A 16,979-nucleotide genomic window follows, 5' to 3' on the forward strand; every position below is an offset into this window, starting at 1 on the left:
GCGCTGTGGYGTWCCGCTCCGTYGGTTTGTCGCGCACAAGTGCGCTCCTACAAGGGAGCGGCTGCGTCCTTTCATTCGMAASCCAACACCGTAGGGTCACCYCTGTGGGAGCGCACCCTGTGCGCGACTGCCACGCCTGGGTGTAYCGCTYCGTMGGYTTGTCGCGCACARGGTGCGCTCCCACAAATGGSCKAACSGCAACGTTGACCCACCATTCGYCGGCCTGCKCCCCCTTTGTAGGAGCGCACTTGTGCGCGACCGCAGCGCTGTGGYGTWCCGCTCCGTYGGTTTGTCGCGCACAAGTGCGCTCCTACAAGGGAGCCGCCCAGGTCATTTCATCCGCCATGCAGCGGCGTGCGAAAAGCCCCTTTGGGAGCGCACCCTGTGCGCGACTGCCACGCCTGGGTGTATCGCTTCGTCGGCTTGTCGCGCACAGGGTGCGCTCCCACAGGTTGGCACTACGCGCGTCGGTTCTCAGCCTTGGCGCTTGGCCATGTCCTCATGCAACGAGCGAACGCAGCCTTGCGCCGAACACATAATCACGCGATCCCAACACGCGGCTCACCGCGCGAAGATTATCCACGCCCCGCTCGTAGACCTGCGCAGGCTCATACCGCCCCATACCCTTCAATGAGTGGCGGAAGGGTGTTTCGCGAGCGGCCGACTCATCGCGCGATGCCAGGCCAGGGTCATCATGCCCACCGCAAAAGCACCGGCGAGGGCGAACTGGATGACGCGAGTCAGCCACAGCCAAAGCGTGCCTGTGTCAGAGGAAATCGACGTACTGAGGATGATCAACATCGCGTTGCACGCCAGCACGGCCACGGCGGCGGCCGGCCCGCCGGCGCAGACGCGCTGTCCAAAGCCGATCAGCACCACCAGCAACAATCCGGCGAGGAAGGGCAGGCTGGGCGATGTCAGCAACAACGTATGCATCAACAAGCCCAGCAAACCACCGGCAAAGTTGCCGATGATCATGCCCATCGCGTGGGCGCGGCCACGCTGCAGGTCGAAATTGGCCACCAGCATCACGGTGGCAATCATCACCGGCAAGACATCGGTCAGGCCAAAGAGCAGATAGACCAGCATCAAGGGCATTACGATGGCAACGCCGGCCACGGCCATGGCTACGGGCGCCTCCCGGCCCGGTGCGGCGTTGGCCGGCGGCTTGGGCGCCGCCGTGAGCGGCCACGCGGCGTATACCAGCCAGATCGCCAGCAGCGCGACCGCCATGCTGCGAATGAAGGCGAGTGGCAGGATGCCCGCATGGGCGGGCGCCACCATCACGACCACGGGGATAGTGGCCAGGCTGATCAACAGCAGCAGCGGCGGCAGCGGTGGCGAGCCCCTGAGTATGCGAAGAAAGGCCAGGAACACGCCCAGGCCAATTAAGCCGAACAGCACCACCGGCGTGTCGCGAAACAGCGAGGCGATGGCAAAGGCGAACAGCGACGTCACCGACATCACCGCCATCAGGCCTATCGCCATTTTCAGCGGCGGTCGCATCGGGAGGTTCGACAGTAGTACCGCGGCAAGCACCGGCCCCAGAAAGCTTGGCGCCCATTGCAGCATCTCGCTGAGCACGAACGCCGCCGTGACACCCACCGCAAAGCGCAAGGTGGCATGCAAGGTCACATCGCCTTGTGTGGGAGCCTCGGTGCGCGAGGCGCTCATCGCACGTAACTGAGCATGGCGATCATCCAGATCCACACCCGCGCCAATGGATTCATCAGCGAGTGTTCGCGCGTGAGGACCACCACGTTGGCCTGCGCACCACTGCGGCCGGGCGGCAGCTGTTGGTCCGGGCTGCGGGGTGGATCGAGCATGATGCGCACCGGAAAACGCTGCGGCTCGCGCAGCCATCCGCTGGGTGCATTGACCGTGGGCAGCTGGCCGTTCGGCGCTTCATCGCCCTGTGCGATGCCCCAGCCCACGCTGTCGACGTGCGCGGGGAAGACCTTGCCCGGCTGGTCGTCGAACACCACCAGGGCGCGGTTGCCCGTGGCGATATGGCCGAGCTGGTTCTCGCGCATGGCCGCGCTGATCCAGCGCGGACCGTCGGCGACGAAACTCATCACGGGTTGGCCGCGGCTGGCGAACTGGCCGGGCGAGAGACGCAGGTTGGTGACCACGCCATCGCTCGGGGCGACCACGGTCGTGTGGCGCAGGTCGAGTTCGGCCTGGTCGAGGGCAGCGCGCGCCTGGCGTACCTGCGCATTGCTGGCACCGGTCTCGCCCATGCGTATGCGTGCGCGTTCGGTTTGCGCCTCGCCCTGGCCGATATCGGCAATGTTCTTGGCGATATCGGAGCGGGCGCGGATGGCCGAAGTCTCCGAGAGCGCGCGCTTGGCCGACAGATCCAGCACGATCTTGCCCAATTGCTGGGACGCGGCCAGATCCACGCGCTGCCGGTTCAGTTGCGCTTCGGCCACTTGAACGTCGGCCACCGACGCGTCGGCGGCCTGCGTCGCCAGCACCAGGTTGGCCTGGGCTGCCCGCAGCGCAATCTGGAACGGCCGCTGATCGATGCGGAACAACACGTCCCCTTGCTTCACCCGGCGGTTGTCGGACACCTCGACCGTCACCACCGGTCCGGTAACCTCCGGTGCGATCTGCACCAGGAACGTGTCGATCGCTGCCTGCGATGTGTACGGCGTGAAGCGATCGGCGATCATGTGATAGATGAAGATCACCAGCAACACCAGCAGCGTCACCAGCACGATACGGCGTTCCCTCGACGCGCCTGCTGCTGGGGCGGCGGGTGCCGGCGCAGGAGATGGCGACTCCTTCGCTGTGCTCTGGGCGCGCTCTTGGCTCTCGTTGGATGGCTCGGTGGGCATGGGCGCTCTCGTCACGTGACTCACGGTAAAGCGGGCCGGGCGCCGGGACGGCGCGATGCGTCGGTGGCATGGTCTTGGCTGTTCGCCTTGGTGGCTACCGGCAGCGGCGCCACCTGGGCGATCCAGTCGCCGCCCAGCGCACGGTACAAATCCACCAGCGAGCGATAGCCGTCGCCGCGCGCCGAACTCAACGACAGTTGCGCGGAGAACAGACTGCGTTCGGTATCGAGCACTTCGAGATAGTCGGTATAGCCGTTGTCGTAGCGTTCCCGCGTGAGCTCGACGGCACGCGTCAGCGCCGCCACCTGCCGTTCCAGCGAGGCGACCAGGACGCGCTTGGCCTGGATGGCCGCGAGCGCATCGTCGACATCGCGAAAGGCGCTCTGGATGGTCTTCTGATAGGCCTCCAGCGCCTGGTCGCGGCGCGCTTCGGCCTGACGGTTGGCGGCATCGATGGCGCCACCTGAAAAAATGGGGCCGAGCAGTTGGCCCGCATACGACCATGTGCGGGAACGTCCGGAGAACAGCCCATTGAGTTCCGGGCTTGCACCGCCGCCGGCAGCAGTCAGCGAGAGGGTGGGGAAGTACAGCGCGCGTGCTGCACCTATCAGGGCATTGGCCGCCACCAGCTGTTGCTCTGCCTGCAGGATATCGGGACGTCGCGTGATCAGCTCCGAAGGCAAGCCGGCAGGTACGCGCGGCACGCTCAATTGCTGCAGGGTGTGTCCGCGCTTGATTGGTCCCGGGTTGCGACCGATCAGCACCGACAAGGCATGCTCCTGCTGCGCAATGGCCTGCTGCAGCACCGGGATCGCGGACGCGGCGGTTTCATACTCCGCCGTGACCTGCATCATCTCGAACTCCGATACCGCGCCGCCATCCAGGCGCAGCTGAAACACTTCGACGGTGCGCTTGCGGCCATCCAGCGTGGCTTGGGAAATCTCCAGCTGGCGATCCAGATCGAGCAGCGTGATATAGCCGGAGACGATGCTGGACACCAGGGTCAGGGCGACGCCCAGGCGCGCTTCCTCAGTCGCGAACAGGTTGGCTCGCGCCGCTTCGTTCTCACGACGAATACGCCCCCAAAGGTCGAGCTCCCAGCTCGCCGACAGCAGGGCGGAATAGCTGGTGATTTCGGGATTGGCGCCCGCCGGCAGCGGCGTCGTGCTCTGGCTCACGCGTTGGCGGCTGGCATTGGCGCCATAGCCGATTTGCGGCAGACCTTGCGCCCGAGAGCTGATCACCAGCGCGGCGAATTCATCGACGCGAGCCGTCGCAATACGCAGATCGTGGTTGGCCGCCAATCCTTCATCCACCAACGCATCGAGCTCAGTGTCGCCAAAACTGCGCCACCAGGCGGGTACATCAGCCAGGGTCGCCGTGGGTATGGCGTAGCCTTTGGCGGCATCGGCAAAGCGATAGCCCTGCGGCGCATCGACCGTCGGCCGTGCATAGTCGGGGCCGAGTGTGCAGCCCGAACCCACGCATGCCATCGCGACGACGATCATCGCGATGGCTAAGGGGAGCTGGTCGATTCGCGGCTTGCGACTCACGCTTCCCCCTCTCGCGTTGGCTCAAGACCACGGGTGGCCAGGTCGCACGTTCGCCCGGGCGATCGGAAACGAACATGCTGTGGGATCTGCCACTAGAAGCGGACCTTGAGCAGCAGCTGGAATCCATTGAACTTGAAGCTCGTGTGCCCCTTGAAGCTGCTCTTGTCGATGTCGGCGTTGATCTTGTTATAGGCGTACTGGGTCACGACGCCGAAGTTTGGCCATGGATAGAACTCCACGCCCAGGCGCGCGTTGTAAAGCTTGGCGTCGATGTCGCCGATATTGGCCTTGAAGGCGCCGGCATCAGCGACAAAGCGGGCCCAATCTTCCAACTGGTAACGATAGGACACGCCAACGGACGGATCAGGCAAGTCGGTGGATGCGCTGGCCGAGACCGTGCGCGTCGCCGAGGCGCTGCCGCTTGCACCGGCCGCGTTGACCGTGCCCTTCAGACGCAGGTCGAAACTGTAATTCTGCAAGCCGCCGGCGAGAGCAAAGGCGCCCTTGTCGCCGATCCAGATCCAATACCGGTACGTCAACCCGCCCGCATCCAGCGTGAACTTGGAACTCAGGGTGCTACCGACCGCAATGGTCTGGTTGTTGAACACCAGCGTCCGGTTGACCGTGCGCGAATGGTCGCTGTCGTCATGGAAGTAAGTCAGTTCAAATTCATGGCGCTCCCACGGGCGCCAGCTCGCCGAGATGAAAGGCAGGCTCTTGGTTCCGCCCTGGCCAAGGTCGCGAGAAAAATCGAGCGAGGTACCGGAACGCTTGATGTCACCGTCGACACGCATCGTCGCAGACAGGTCATTGGAAAAAATGCCGGCATCGACGGCGATGTAATCGAGCATCGGATGGTCGTCGGCCAAGGCGGGACCTAGCGCATCGGCAAGCACGCAGGACAACAGCGCAAAGGCGATGAGTGGATACTTCATATATCCCCCTTCGTTGAATCACTACCCGTTGACCATGCGCTGATGCGCACAGCCGGTCGTGGTCAGATGATTCACGCGACACCCCGATCGCATGGAAGATCCCTACCAAATCATGAGACGCGTGACGTAGCATCCTCGTGAATTTGCGCGCTATCGATCGCGCTCCCATCAAAAATGCGCATGGGTAATCTGAGCTATCCCGTCTTGATGACGCGGCGTTCAGTAGATCTACCTAAAATCACTACGTATATCTTTTTCGCGTTCTCCAACATGCATCGATTAGGCATGCGCATCCACTCGCCTCGGGCGAATCAGCTAACCACCGCATCGACAAACTCTGCGCTATCTTGGGGTAACGGCGCGGGAGGTTGTCGTATCCGCAGATGGGCTGCCATGCGCCTTGAACTGACACCGTTGGGGAATAGCCATGACGAGCGAAGCGCTCCTGCCGGTCACAGGTGAAGCACCGTCGAACAGGCAGCGTCTGTTCGTGCGCTACTACACCGGGATCCTGATGGACCTGGTGGTGCTCAACCTTTTTGCCGAGTACTGGAAGAATGTCTACGTCGATACCTTCACGACGTCCTTGCTTTGCGCGATCGTGTTGCAGGTGCTGCTGAAACTGACGGTAGCCCTCGAACATAAAGTCGGCGGCTACTTCAAGAAGAAGCCCGGTGGGTGGATGAAGTTCCTCCGGTTCTTCTGTGCGTGGCTGATCCTGTTCGGATCGAAGTTCGTGATACTGGAGGCGATCGTCCAGCTCTTTGGCGAGGACGTGCGGTTCTACGGTGCATTCCACGGCATCGTCGCGCTTATCGTTGTGGTCGTGGTGATGCTGGTCGCCGAAGAGCTGATCGTCCGCCTGTATCGCAAGCTGGCTGACTGAGCGCGCAAGCTGGCGGATATCGGCCACGCTGGCTGCATTGCTCTCAATCCCGCCCTTGGGCCGAACCGGAGTGGCGCTGTGGTCGTTCTTTCGGCCGACGCTAACGAGTGGCATTCATGCGTACGACTTCTGACTCTCTCATCGCCGGGCTGTTTGATCGAGGCGGCTTGAGAGCCATCTTCGACCATGCCAGAAATGCGGTGGTCGCCACGCTTATCGTGGCAGCGGGACTCGGCACGGCCCGCACCCAGGACCTGACTGACTTGATTGGTGTCCCGTATCCGCTGATCGCTGGCTATGTCGTTGCGGGGCTCGGTTGTGCGCTCGTTGCGCTCAACTTTCTCGACGGACTGCGCAAGCTGGCTCGCTTGCGTTGGCATGTGGTGCTGCAGATCGCCCTGGGCCTGGGTTACCTGTTCGCTTCGATTCGCATCGTGCAGTTCCTGATCTTCATGCGCACCCACGTCTGCTAGGCGGCCAGCGGCTGACGACTGCAAGCAGGTTGGCATCGCGTGTTGCCACTGAGTTCGAGCCCTGATGACAGCAGGCTTCCGCCTGAATGCTCAGGGCGAATAGCGCGTAAACACAAAGTCACGTTTCTCGACCGGCACATGGCACGCATAGCAGGCGTGCGCATCCATGTGGGCCGGTTTCCCATCGTTGAACTGCACGAATCCCCAGCCGCCCGATGACGCATAGGCTTTGGAATCCTTGATCATGAACTGAACATTCGTCGGCTGGCCCGCGACGAAAGACTGGGCACGGCCGAACGCCTTGTTGTTCTCTTCCGACGGAACGTATTGCCAGGCGATTCGCGCAATGATGGCGCCGTCAGGGAAGGGCAGCTTGCCCGTTCGATAGGCCTCGATCGCGATATCGTTGCCAAGGATGGCCCGTATATCGTTGAGACTCCCTTCCTCGTGGGCCACGGAGACCAGCTTCCAATCCCGGTAGCCAGCCGGCATGGCGTCGGCGATGGCGGCCGCATTCTTGGTGGCATCCTCCGCATGCACGGGCTGGATGGTCCCGGCGAGGCTCAGGGAAAGAGCGAGAAATAAGACAGGTGCGTCGATCTTGTTCATGGAGCCTCCACCGTGCATGCCGACGACTGATTCGCCATCATCGACGGCTGGTCTGCAACAAGCAAGCTGCGCTGCTAAGCATCCTGATACCGCGCATAGACCTCGGTAATCCAGCTGACAAAGACCCGGACCTTGGCATTCAATTGCCGACTCGGGGCGTAAACGATATAGACGTCCAAAGGATCGGGGCGCCATGGCTCCAGCATGGGAACAAGCTCCCCACGCGCGATCGAGGGTCGCACCATGAAATCAAGCGTGTGGATCAGGCCAAGACCAGCAAGTGCCGTGGCCAGATGCGCATTGCTTTCGTTAACGGTCACGCTGGTGACCGGCTCGATCTGGAACGCACCGTCCTGGTCTTGGAAGTGCAGTGGCTGGACCAGGCCACTTCGCGCGGAGAAATAGCCGGCGACGGGATAGCTGCCGGTGAGGATCTGGCGAGGATGGCCAGGCACGCCGTAGCGTTCGATATAGGCGGGGCTGGCGCAGGTGGTCCAACGGAGTTTGGCAATGCGACGGGCGATCAGCGAACCGTCATTGGCCGTGCTTCGGATGGCGCAGTCGACATTTTCGCCGATGACATCCACCACGCGATCCGTCACGCCGATATCGAGATGGATGTCGGGATAGCGCTCGCGAAATTCCGGCAGGGCGGGTATCAGGATGCCGCTTGCGGTTGAACCTCCGGTGTCGACCCTCAGGCGGCCGCGCGGATTGGCATGGGTCCGGCCGAGCGTCGACTCGACATCGTCCAGTTCGGCCAGCAACTGGCGCATGCGTTCGTAGTAAGCCGTGCCTTCGTTGGTGACCTGCACCCGACGCGTGTTGCGCTCAAGCAGGGCCACGCCAAGGTGGGTCTCCAGCGAGCGCACCCATTTGCTCACGGTGGCGTTGGGCATCTGCAGCGATTGGGCGGCTCGATTGAAGCCGCCAGTTTCGACCACGCGACAAAAGACTCGGATGGCTTGCAAATGATCCATGGGAGGCTCCAGAACTTCGCTCGATTATCCACACGCGTGGATAAACAAACCACCGAAGCGGCATTTATTCACCAGATTGGACACCCATTAACTGAGCTCACCGGGCGAGTTGACCCACAGGAGAGCACATGAACACCGTAAATCGCAGCAAAATCAATGTCGAACGTCATGCGGGGAAGATCGCCCTGGTGACTGGCGGGAGCTCAGGCATCGGGCTGGCCACCGCCATGCGTCTGGCCCTGGAGGGCGCCAAGGTCTACATCACTGGCCGTCGCCAGACCGAGCTGGACGCGGCAGTCGCCGAGATCGGACATCACGCGACGGCGATCCAGGGAGACGTGTCGGACAACGCCGATCTCGACCGGATCTATGAGGTCATCCAGACCGCCGAAGGCCGCCTGGATCTGCTCTTCGCCAATGCCGGCGGCGGTGAGTTTGCTCCACTGGGCGCGATCACCGAAGCGCAGTTCCACAAGTACTTCAACATCAACGTCAAGGGAACGCTCTTCACTGTCCAGAAGGCACTGCCGTTGATGGGGCAGGGCTCTTCGATCGTGGTGACCGGGTCGATCACTGCGGTCAAAGGGGCTCCCGCCTTTGGCGTGTACGCGGCGACCAAGGCCGCTTTGCGTTCGTTCGTCCGCACATGGGCATCGGACCTCAAGGGTCGGGGCATCCGCGTCAATATCGTCGCCCCCGGCACCGTGGTGACGCCGGCGTACAAGTCGGAACTTGGCCTCAACGACGAGCAGATCGAGCAATTCGTCGCCCAGGTATCCGAGATCACGCCGCTGGGCCGCGCGGGAACTACCGAGGAAATCGCCAGCGCGATGTCGTTCCTTGCATCCGATGAAGCCAGCTACATCACCGCGACCGAGCTGTTCGTGGACGGCGGTCAGGCGCAGGTCTGACGGGATCTGCGGCGGGCAATCGGAAATCGTCTTGCTCTTTTCGCCGATGCCATCGTGATCGATCGCTGCGCGGGCCGAGTCAACGGTCCGCGCAGCGTTAAAGCTGCCCGGGCGAAAAAAACCTAGAAGTTCGCACGCACCGTCACGCCCACCATCCTCGGATCACTGGGCTGTCCCAGGATCAGGCCGGAATTGCCCGTCTGGATGGTGAGTGCCGTGATGTAATTGCTGTCGAACACGTTGCGCGCGAACACGTCTGCTTCCCAATGGTCGTTGAAGCGGTAGCCCACGCTCGCATTGGTGACGTTGTAGCCGGCAATCCTCGTATAGATGGAATTGCTGGTATCGCTGTTGTAGCCGCTGCGCGCACTCGAATCGACATGGAAGAGGAAGGCGCCGGTACGGAACGGCAACACGTAGTCGAAGCCCAGCGAACCCGCCCACTTGGACAAGCCCGCCAACGGCAATCCGGTCAGCACGTAGGCACCCGGCACGTTCGGGTTGCCACGGGGATTGGACGTCTTGTTGGCCAGCGAGGCCGGCGCCTTGAACGGCTGGCAGCCGCCCGTGGCATTGGGGTTCTGCCATTCCAGCGGACAGGGCCCCAGTGGGTAATCGGAGTACTTGCCATCGGCATAGGCTAGCGATGCATGCAGCACGAACCCCTGGAACACCTGTGCCGCGAAGTCCGCTTCGAAGCCTTTGACGGTGACTTCGGGGATATTCGCCGGATACGTGCGCAGTGCTGCCGTCTCGACGCTGGAGGTGATGTTGGCTTGGTAGTTGTCGACAGTCGTGTGATAAGCGGCGAGGTTCAGTGTCGCGCGGCCGTTCCACCACGCCGATTTCAGGCCTGCTTCCCACGTCTTGTTCGTTTCGTCCTTGATCACGGCCGTGGCGAGCGCCGGATTGTTCAAGGCGTCCAGTGGCAGGCCGGACATGTTGAGACCGCCGGATTTGTAACCGCGTGCATAGCTCAAGTAGCTCATCAGCGAGTCGGTGAACTGATAGGCCAGATTCGTACGCCCTGAAACGTTGCCGCCGCTGTCGGAGGCCGAGTAACTCTGCGGCCGGAACAGCGAGAGCTTGGCGTTGTCCTGGATGCTGCCCGGCGTGGTCGGCAGGCCGCCCGACACCGTGGTCGAATAGTCGCCATTCTTGTCTTCGTACGTATAGCGCAGGCCCAGCGTCGCGGTCAGCTTGTCAGTGATGCGGTAGTTGGCCTCGCCAAAGGCGGCATAACTCTTCATTTCGAAATGCGAGTTGCCGTATTGGCCATAGCCGTCGGCAAGATTGTCCGGCATGCGCGGGAAATTCGTGGTGCTCACCAGCCAGTACGTGGCGGCCGGACCATACACGCTGATCGGCTTGCCATTGATTTCCTGTGTGTAGAAATACAGGCCGCCGACGTAGCTCAAAGGCCCCTCGCCGTTGGAGGCAACGCGAAACTCCTGGCTGTACTGATCCTGCCGCGACGGTATGCGCTGCACTGTCTGGATCGGCAGGCCGATGTAGTCGCGATCGTTGGCGACATCCCATTTCCAGTAGCGCCAGGCCGTGATCGAGGTCAGCGTGACGGCGCCAAGATTCCAATCCGCATTCAGCGACACGCCGCCATCCTGCGTATTGATGTGCAAGGGCGCGTCGATATCGGTGAGCCGATCGTAGACGTTGCGGCTAGGCGGCACATACACCGGAAAGCCATGCGCGGGCAGGTTGAGGGCGAGTCCTTCGAATTGCCGCGCCGCGCTCTTCAGGCTGGTGCCGACGCGCAGATAGTTTTGCGTGCAGCAGTCCGAATCGAGATTGGACACATCGGCAATCAGGCGCACGTTGAGATCGTCGTTGGGCTTGAACAGCAACTGGCCGCGCAGGGCGTAGTTGTCCAGTGAGTTCTCATCCTTGCCGGTGTTGACGTTGTGCAAGACGCCATCGCGCTCGGTGAATTGCGCGGCGAAACGACCGGCGACCGTATCGCTGAGCGGGCCGGAGACATTCGCCTTGGCCTGCAGGAAGCCGTTCTCGCCGACCGAAAGCTCACCGCTGCCCTCCGGCACGAACGTAGGTTCACGGCTGGTGATGTTGATCGCACCGGCCGTGGTGTTCTTGCCGTACAGCGTGCCTTGCGGGCCGCGCAGCACTTCGATGCGTTCGATATCGGTGAAGTCGAACGCGGCCGTCGCCGGGCGGCCGTGATAGACGCCATCCACATAGAAACCCACGCCCGGCTCGATGCCATCGTTGGCCGCACTGACTGACAAGGTGTTCGAGCCCAGCCCGCGTATCGTGTAAGCGGTGTTGCGTGGGTTGGCGGAGTTGTAATAGAGCGAGGGTACGAGCAGGCTCAGTTGCTGGGTGTTGACCGTGTACGAGCGGTCGAGCCATTCACCGCTCACGACGGATACGGCAACCGGAACTTTCTGCAGCTCCTCTTCACGCTGGCGGGCGGTGACGGTGATCTTGTCGAGCGTAGCGGCGTCGTTCTTGTCGGCGGGCGGCGGTGGTGCTGGTGCCGGCGCATCATCGGGCTGGGCGAAGGCGGCCATCGTGGTCGAACACGCCAGCATGGCGGCAAACAGAGGTGCACGACGCATGGGTGTTGAGTCCTTTTGGTCGACACAGCGGTGGACTGGCGCACGTGAGGGCGGGGTAGCCTTGCCCTACCGTTATGTAGGTAACTATATAGCGAAGATCAGGCTTGCATCAGCTTCTTGCGACAAATTTTTGCGTCTGCTGCGCAATTATTTGTCTAGGCAGCTATCGGGGGCGTCGAGGTCGGGGCCTGAGCAGGCGCGACGGTGCGTGGGGCGTGGCCGGTCGATGCCTGCATCCACGGGATGTACGCTAGGACGGTCGCACCCCGGCACCCTCGGCGCGGGGACGCACGTGTCGGGCGTGAAGAAGGAGCAAGCCCCATGCTAGCCATCAAAGGGACACTCGGCCTGGAAGCCGATGGCCGCAACTTCGGCGGGCGCGAACGCATCGCGTTGCTGATGAAGATCGACGAATCAGGCTCCATCGCAGCCGCTGCCCGTGAAGTGGGCATGAGCTACAAGGGCGCGTGGGAGGCTGTTGACGCCATGAACAACCTGGCGGGCGAGCCCCTGGTGCTTCGGGCCGTCGGTGGACGCAGCGGCGGAGGCACCGTGCTGACGGCGCGCGCGCGGCGGCTCATCGACGTCTTTCAGCGCATGGAAGCCGTCCATCAGCAATTCCTCAAGCATTTGTCCCAGATTGCGGACAACCCGCTTTCCGATATCGACCTGGTGAGGCGCTTCACGATGAAGACGAGTGCACGAAATCAATTGGCCGGTACGGTGGCAGCCGTGGAGTCCGGCGTCGTCAACGACGTGATCCAGCTGGACATCCAGGGTGGACAGCAGCTGGTTGCCACCGTGACCCATGAGAGCACCCAGAACCTCGGTCTTGCAGCAGGCAAGAGTGCCTTTGTACTGATCAAGGCATCCTCCGTCATCATCGGCCTGCCGGATAAATCGACGCGCTTGTCCGCACGCAATCAGTTGCAGGGAAAAGTCGCTTCGATCAAGCGCGGCGCGGTGAATGCCGAAGTCGGCATCGAGCTGGATGGCGGCAACGCCCTCGTTTCCATCATCACCATTGCGAGCCTCGATTCGCTTGCCCTGCGCGAAGGGACGCCCGTCGTCGCGATCATCAAGGCATCGAGCCTGATTGTTGGCACCTTCGATAGCTAAGCATCGAGCGCCAAGAAGGATTTCTCGCGGCTGCTGTAAGCGACTGTCGCCTTGCGTGACGGTCTTCGATCTGCGCGCGACGAATGATATCTGTCACTGCAAGCGGACACGGGCAGTCACATCCATGCCCGTCTGCTGCGCACATGACTTCGCCCAAGAGGTTTGTTCGCTGCCGACATCGGCTTTGAGCACCTGGCTATCCGGCAATAAGACAGCAGTTTTGGCGTCCGTGCCGCCGGATGGATTTTGGGTGTGATAGCTGTAACACACGGTGCCATCATCCATGAGCATCGCGCGATCCACGCCGTAGCCATCCGTGTGGAGCTGGGCATCGTGAAGCATGATGCTGCCAAGCATGGCTCGGCGTATTGAATCATGGCGTTTCGCGTCAGCGTCGCTCCGCTCGCGCTTCTCTGCAGAGGGCGCCATGGCGGCATCGGCAGCTTTGCGGTAGTGGTTTGCGGACCAGACTGCAGCGATGACTCCCACAACGAGCAGTGCGCCGACGAGCACCGGAAGCAGGGGGAACGATCCCAAGGACTTCTTTCCGGTGACGGTATCCGCAGGTGTGGATGCCGCTTTCGAAAGGGTCACCCCGCAGGAAGGACAGACGAGCTCACCTTCGCCAACCTCTGCTCCACACTCAGGACAGGTGCTCAGGGCCATGGCGGCGCGTCCGTGTCTAGGTAAGCGTTTATCGCTCCAGCGGTGTCGATTTCGCGTGGACAATGGCTTGCGAAAGGCGGCACGACGCCGTCGTTGGGCGGGGTTTCATTACGCAGCGCGGAGCGGGTCTTTCGATCCGCTCCGCGCCCATGCTGGCTTACAGACGACTTGGCGCGTGCGCTTACGCGTTCGTCCCGCCATCAACAGTCAGATTAGCGCCGGTGATATAGGCGGCCTCCGGGCTAGCAATGAATGCCACCAGCGCGGCGACTTCATCCACCTGGCCGTAGCGATTGAGCGCCGTGGCTGCCTTCTGCGGCACCGCCCATTCGCCTGCGGCGGGATTGAGATCCGTGTCGATCGGGCCGGGCTGCACGTTGTTGACGGTGATGCCGCGACTGCCCACTTCACGGGACAGGCCCTGGGTGAACATCTTCACGGCGCCCTTCGTCGCTGCATACGGCACCAGTCCGGGCGTCAGCACGCGTTCGCCCACGCACGAGCCGATCATGATGATGCGGCCGTTGTCATTCATGTGCTTCAACGCTGCCTGCGTCGTGATGAAGACACCGCGGACGTTGATATCGATCACGCGATCCAATTCTTCCAGCGTGGTTTCTTCAAACGGCTTGGGAATGGCCGTGCCGGCATTGTTCACCAGTACATCGAGCCGGCCGAACGCGGCAACCGCTTTTCCCACCGCGCTCTTCACGGCGTCGGCGTCGGCGGCATCCGCCTGGATGGCCATAGCCTTGCCGCCATTGGCTTCAATGGCTTGAACCACGGCGGTCGCCATGCTGGCGTCCTTCGCGTAGGTGATGGCCACGCTTGCTCCATCGGCGGCCAGGCGCTTGGCGATGCCTGCGCCAATGCCGCGCGAACCACCGGTTACAAGGGCTACTTTCTTGGCTAACTTGGACATGGAATTTCCTCGGGTTTCATGGGGGAGGGGGGGTTGAGAAGAACGGGATTGCATGTTGCGTAGATGAACTGCGTTGCGCGCAGTCCGGGCGATGACAAAGCTCAGAGCCTGGAGCCACCATCGACGCGCAGGGTCTCGCCGGTCACCCAGCGCGCACCGTCGGTAGCGAGAAACAGCATGGCGTCGGCAATGTCCGCCGGCGTCGCGAGACGCTTGAGTGCCTGCATGGACAGTGCGCGGTCGCGACCTTCCTCGGTCTTGGTGAAGTTGGACATGTCGGTATCGACCACGCCCGGCGCCACCGCGTTGACGCGAATGCCACGTTCGCCCAGCGCTGCGGCAAAGTGCTTCACCAGCGTGTCGACGGCGCCCTTGGTGGCCGCATAGGCAGACAGCGTGCCGGCAACGGCACGCGCCACCAGCGATGAGGTGAAGATGATGCTGCTGCCCTTGCACATGATCGGCAGCAGCTGCTGCACCAAGAAGTAGGGTGCGCGTACGTTCACTGCAAACAGCTGGTCGAACTCATCCACGGTGAGCTCTTCGATCGATGCCGCTTTGGAGATGCCGGCATTGGCCACGAGGATGTCGAGGCGGTGGCCGACTATGTCGCGCACCTGCCTGGCCAATTCATGCGCGCCGTCGGGCTTGCTCAGATCGGCCGCTACCTTCTGCGCGCGGCCGCCCGCGGCGAGGATCTCCTTCACGACGGCATCGGCTTCCTTCTGCGCGTTGCCGTAGTGGACGATGACCTGCGCGCCTTCCTTGGCGAGCGCGAGTGCGGCAGCGCGACCGATGCCGCGGGATGCCCCGGTGACCAGGGCAGTCTTGCCAGTAAGCGTCGACATGGTTGAATCCTGCCAGTGTGGGGCGTTAGAGGATTTCTTCGATCGCATCGACGCGATCCGCATAGAACGCGACGTGGTCCTTGATGGAAGCAACGGCGCGGTAGGGGTTTTCATAAGTCCATACCGAGTTGATGGAGCGCTCGCCGCCGGACGGGATGCTGAAGTAGTTGCACTCGCCCTTGTACGGGCAGTACGTGGTGTGAGCCGAGCGATCGAGCAAGGACATGGCTACGTCCTCTCGCGGGATGTATTGCACGGCCGGATAGCCGGCTTCCTTGAGCGTCAAGGCACGATGAGTATCGGCAACCACGCGTCCAGCGACGGTGACCACGACTCGACGGGCATTGGGGGCGATGTCGATCGGATGGTCGGGTCCGGGCTCTCTGATCGTGCGGGTGGTGGATGGCTGAGGCTGGTTCATGGTCGATCCTCCTGGGCAACACGTGCCGTTGGTTTCGGTGTCTGGGGCGGGCTGCGTTTGGTGCGGGCGGGAAGGCCTTTGAGGCATCGCCGCTGCGCGATGCGTTTTCCGATGGCGCGAAATTTAGGCCTTCATGGCGCTTTTGAATAAGACTTTGTAAGCTCCTCCCCATGCCGAGCAGGCATGGCCAAGTCGAGCCGCCATGGAGCTTCGCCATCTTCGCTATTTCGTGGCCATCGCCGAGACAGGCAGCCTTACCGTGGCCGCCGAGAAAAAGCTCTTTACCTCGCAGCCTTCACTGAGCCGCCAGATCAAGGATCTTGAAGACCAGGTCGGCACGCCCTTGCTCAACCGCAGTGCGCGCGGCGTTACCCTCACCGAGGYCGGCAAGGCATTCCTGGATCACGCACGACTTGCACTCCACCAGGTGGATGCCGCGGTGGAGGCAGCACGGCGTGCTGCGCAACCTGCCAAACAACGTTTCAGCCTTGGGTTTCTGACCGGTCAGGAGATGACGTGGCTGCCTGAAGTCATGCGTGTACTTCGCGCCGAACTGCCCAATATCGAGGTCATCGTGTCGAGCGATTACTCGCCCGATCTCGGCGAAGCAGTGGCCCGCGGGCGACTGGATGTGGCCTTCATGCGAGCCGAGCCGGAGTTGGAGCTGACTTACCGGCGCGTAGCGAAGGAACCTCTGGTGGCCCTGATGCCGAGCGACCATGCGTTGACCGCGCGTGCTTCCGTACGTGCAAAGGATCTCGTCGGCCTGCCGTTCATTGCCATGGCGAGCAAGGCGAAAGTGCTGCGCGCGGTGATCGACCAATACCTCGAAGATGCCGGCATCGAGATCACGCCTGCGCAAGTGGTCGACAACCCCGCGATGGTGATGTCCCTGGTGGCGTCTACCCGCGGCATCGCACTTATTCCGTCCTACGTGGAACCGCTGATGCCCTGGTCGGTGGTCAGTCGACCGTTGGCGGGCAAGGCGCCGACCATCGACCTGGTGGTGGGTTACAGCGAGTCCAATCCATCGCCGATTCTCCAGCTGTTCCTCGCCCATCTGGATGAGTTGAGGGCGAGTGTGGGCAAGGCGGACGTCTAGTTGTCGCGTGTCGTCACCTGGCAGGCTGCTGCGACAAATCCATCGCCTGCGAACGATAGATTGACGCCCTCGATCAGCTCGCGGCCGCGCAAAGACGCCGGCGTTCCGGTCGGCGCCTCG

At 62.4% G+C, this 16,979-nt stretch carries 16 protein-coding genes; 5 read left to right on the plus strand and 11 right to left on the minus strand.

The genetic code is table 11. The annotated features are described in order from the left end of the window. Window positions 1–627 precede the first annotated feature (627 nt). The 4 genes from AC1DMG_RS08375 to AC1DMG_RS08390 all read right to left on the minus strand — a co-directional run bounded on the left by AC1DMG_RS08375 (window position 628) and on the right by AC1DMG_RS08390 (window position 5,328). On the minus strand, window positions 628–1,674 hold the full coding sequence (locus AC1DMG_RS08375) for a DUF2955 domain-containing protein (RefSeq protein ID WP_441604597.1): 1,047 nt from the start codon (window positions 1,672–1,674) through the stop codon (window positions 628–630). Beyond that, the gene (locus AC1DMG_RS08380) at window positions 1,671–2,840 is read right to left on the minus strand and encodes an HlyD family secretion protein (protein WP_441604598.1); all 1,170 of its coding nucleotides are present in this window, start codon (window positions 2,838–2,840) and stop codon (window positions 1,671–1,673) included. The genes AC1DMG_RS08375 and AC1DMG_RS08380 overlap by 4 nt, the downstream gene beginning before the upstream one ends. 20 nt (window positions 2,841–2,860) lie before the next feature. Next, window positions 2,861–4,393, minus strand: a complete 1,533-nt coding sequence (locus tag AC1DMG_RS08385) for an efflux transporter outer membrane subunit (protein WP_441604599.1) — start codon at window positions 4,391–4,393, stop codon at window positions 2,861–2,863. A gap of 92 nt (window positions 4,394–4,485) precedes the next feature. Next, window positions 4,486–5,328, minus strand: coding sequence for a hypothetical protein (locus AC1DMG_RS08390; RefSeq protein WP_441604600.1), 843 nt, complete (start codon window positions 5,326–5,328; stop codon window positions 4,486–4,488). Between the two features lie 427 nt (window positions 5,329–5,755). Here AC1DMG_RS08390 and AC1DMG_RS08395 point away from each other — a divergent pair, with 427 nt between their 5' ends. After that, window positions 5,756–6,214, plus strand: a complete 459-nt coding sequence (locus AC1DMG_RS08395; RefSeq protein ID WP_441604601.1) for a hypothetical protein — start codon at window positions 5,756–5,758, stop codon at window positions 6,212–6,214. Window positions 6,215–6,330: 116 nt separating this feature from the next. Beyond that, window positions 6,331–6,687 carry a hypothetical protein gene (locus AC1DMG_RS08400; RefSeq protein WP_441604602.1) on the plus strand — a complete coding sequence of 119 codons (357 nt, stop codon included), beginning with the start codon at window positions 6,331–6,333 and terminating at the stop codon, window positions 6,685–6,687. A 90-nt stretch (window positions 6,688–6,777) separates the two neighbouring features. Here the strand turns inward: AC1DMG_RS08400 and AC1DMG_RS08405 are convergent, their stop codons facing one another. Beyond that, entirely contained in the window at window positions 6,778–7,296 is a 519-nt protein-coding gene (locus AC1DMG_RS08405) for a cytochrome P460 family protein (RefSeq protein ID WP_441604603.1), read from the minus strand. A gap of 74 nt (window positions 7,297–7,370) precedes the next feature. Continuing rightward, on the minus strand, window positions 7,371–8,276 hold the full coding sequence (locus AC1DMG_RS08410) for a LysR family transcriptional regulator (protein ID WP_441604604.1): 906 nt from the start codon (window positions 8,274–8,276) through the stop codon (window positions 7,371–7,373). Between the two features lie 128 nt (window positions 8,277–8,404). On the opposite strand from AC1DMG_RS08410, the gene AC1DMG_RS08415 reads away from it, so the two are divergent. Then, window positions 8,405–9,187, plus strand: a complete 783-nt coding sequence (locus AC1DMG_RS08415; RefSeq protein ID WP_441604605.1) for an SDR family oxidoreductase — start codon at window positions 8,405–8,407, stop codon at window positions 9,185–9,187. Window positions 9,188–9,309: 122 nt separating this feature from the next. On the opposite strand, the gene AC1DMG_RS08420 is transcribed toward AC1DMG_RS08415, so the two are convergent. Next, on the minus strand, window positions 9,310–11,781 hold the full coding sequence (locus AC1DMG_RS08420) for a TonB-dependent receptor (RefSeq protein ID WP_441604606.1): 2,472 nt from the start codon (window positions 11,779–11,781) through the stop codon (window positions 9,310–9,312). Between the two features lie 321 nt (window positions 11,782–12,102). Between AC1DMG_RS08420 and AC1DMG_RS08425 the strand changes: the two genes are divergently transcribed. After that, window positions 12,103–12,900 (plus strand): TOBE domain-containing protein, encoded by a 798-nt coding sequence (locus AC1DMG_RS08425; RefSeq protein ID WP_441604607.1) that lies wholly within the window; start codon window positions 12,103–12,105, stop codon window positions 12,898–12,900. Window positions 12,901–12,993: 93 nt separating this feature from the next. On the opposite strand, the gene AC1DMG_RS08430 is transcribed toward AC1DMG_RS08425, so the two are convergent. The 4 genes from AC1DMG_RS08430 to AC1DMG_RS08445 form a co-directional block, all read right to left on the minus strand. Continuing rightward, window positions 12,994–13,566 carry a hypothetical protein gene (locus AC1DMG_RS08430; RefSeq protein ID WP_441604608.1) on the minus strand — a complete coding sequence of 191 codons (573 nt, stop codon included), beginning with the start codon at window positions 13,564–13,566 and terminating at the stop codon, window positions 12,994–12,996. A gap of 181 nt (window positions 13,567–13,747) precedes the next feature. Continuing rightward, window positions 13,748–14,488, minus strand: coding sequence for an SDR family NAD(P)-dependent oxidoreductase (locus tag AC1DMG_RS08435; protein ID WP_441604609.1), 741 nt, complete (start codon window positions 14,486–14,488; stop codon window positions 13,748–13,750). Window positions 14,489–14,589: 101 nt separating this feature from the next. Beyond that, complete coding sequence (locus tag AC1DMG_RS08440) at window positions 14,590–15,336, minus strand: SDR family NAD(P)-dependent oxidoreductase (protein ID WP_441604610.1); 747 nt, start codon at window positions 15,334–15,336, stop codon at window positions 14,590–14,592. Between the two features lie 25 nt (window positions 15,337–15,361). After that, window positions 15,362–15,757: a DUF427 domain-containing protein gene (locus tag AC1DMG_RS08445; RefSeq protein ID WP_441604611.1), complete on the minus strand. Its 396-nt coding sequence runs from the start codon at window positions 15,755–15,757 to the stop codon at window positions 15,362–15,364. A 202-nt stretch (window positions 15,758–15,959) separates the two neighbouring features. Here AC1DMG_RS08445 and AC1DMG_RS08450 point away from each other — a divergent pair, with 202 nt between their 5' ends. Continuing rightward, the gene (locus AC1DMG_RS08450; protein WP_477180405.1) at window positions 15,960–16,859 is read left to right on the plus strand and encodes a LysR substrate-binding domain-containing protein; all 900 of its coding nucleotides are present in this window, start codon (window positions 15,960–15,962) and stop codon (window positions 16,857–16,859) included. The last annotated feature ends 120 nt before the right edge of the window (window positions 16,860–16,979 follow it).

This window comes from Dyella sp. 01N36 (assembly GCF_056399745.1).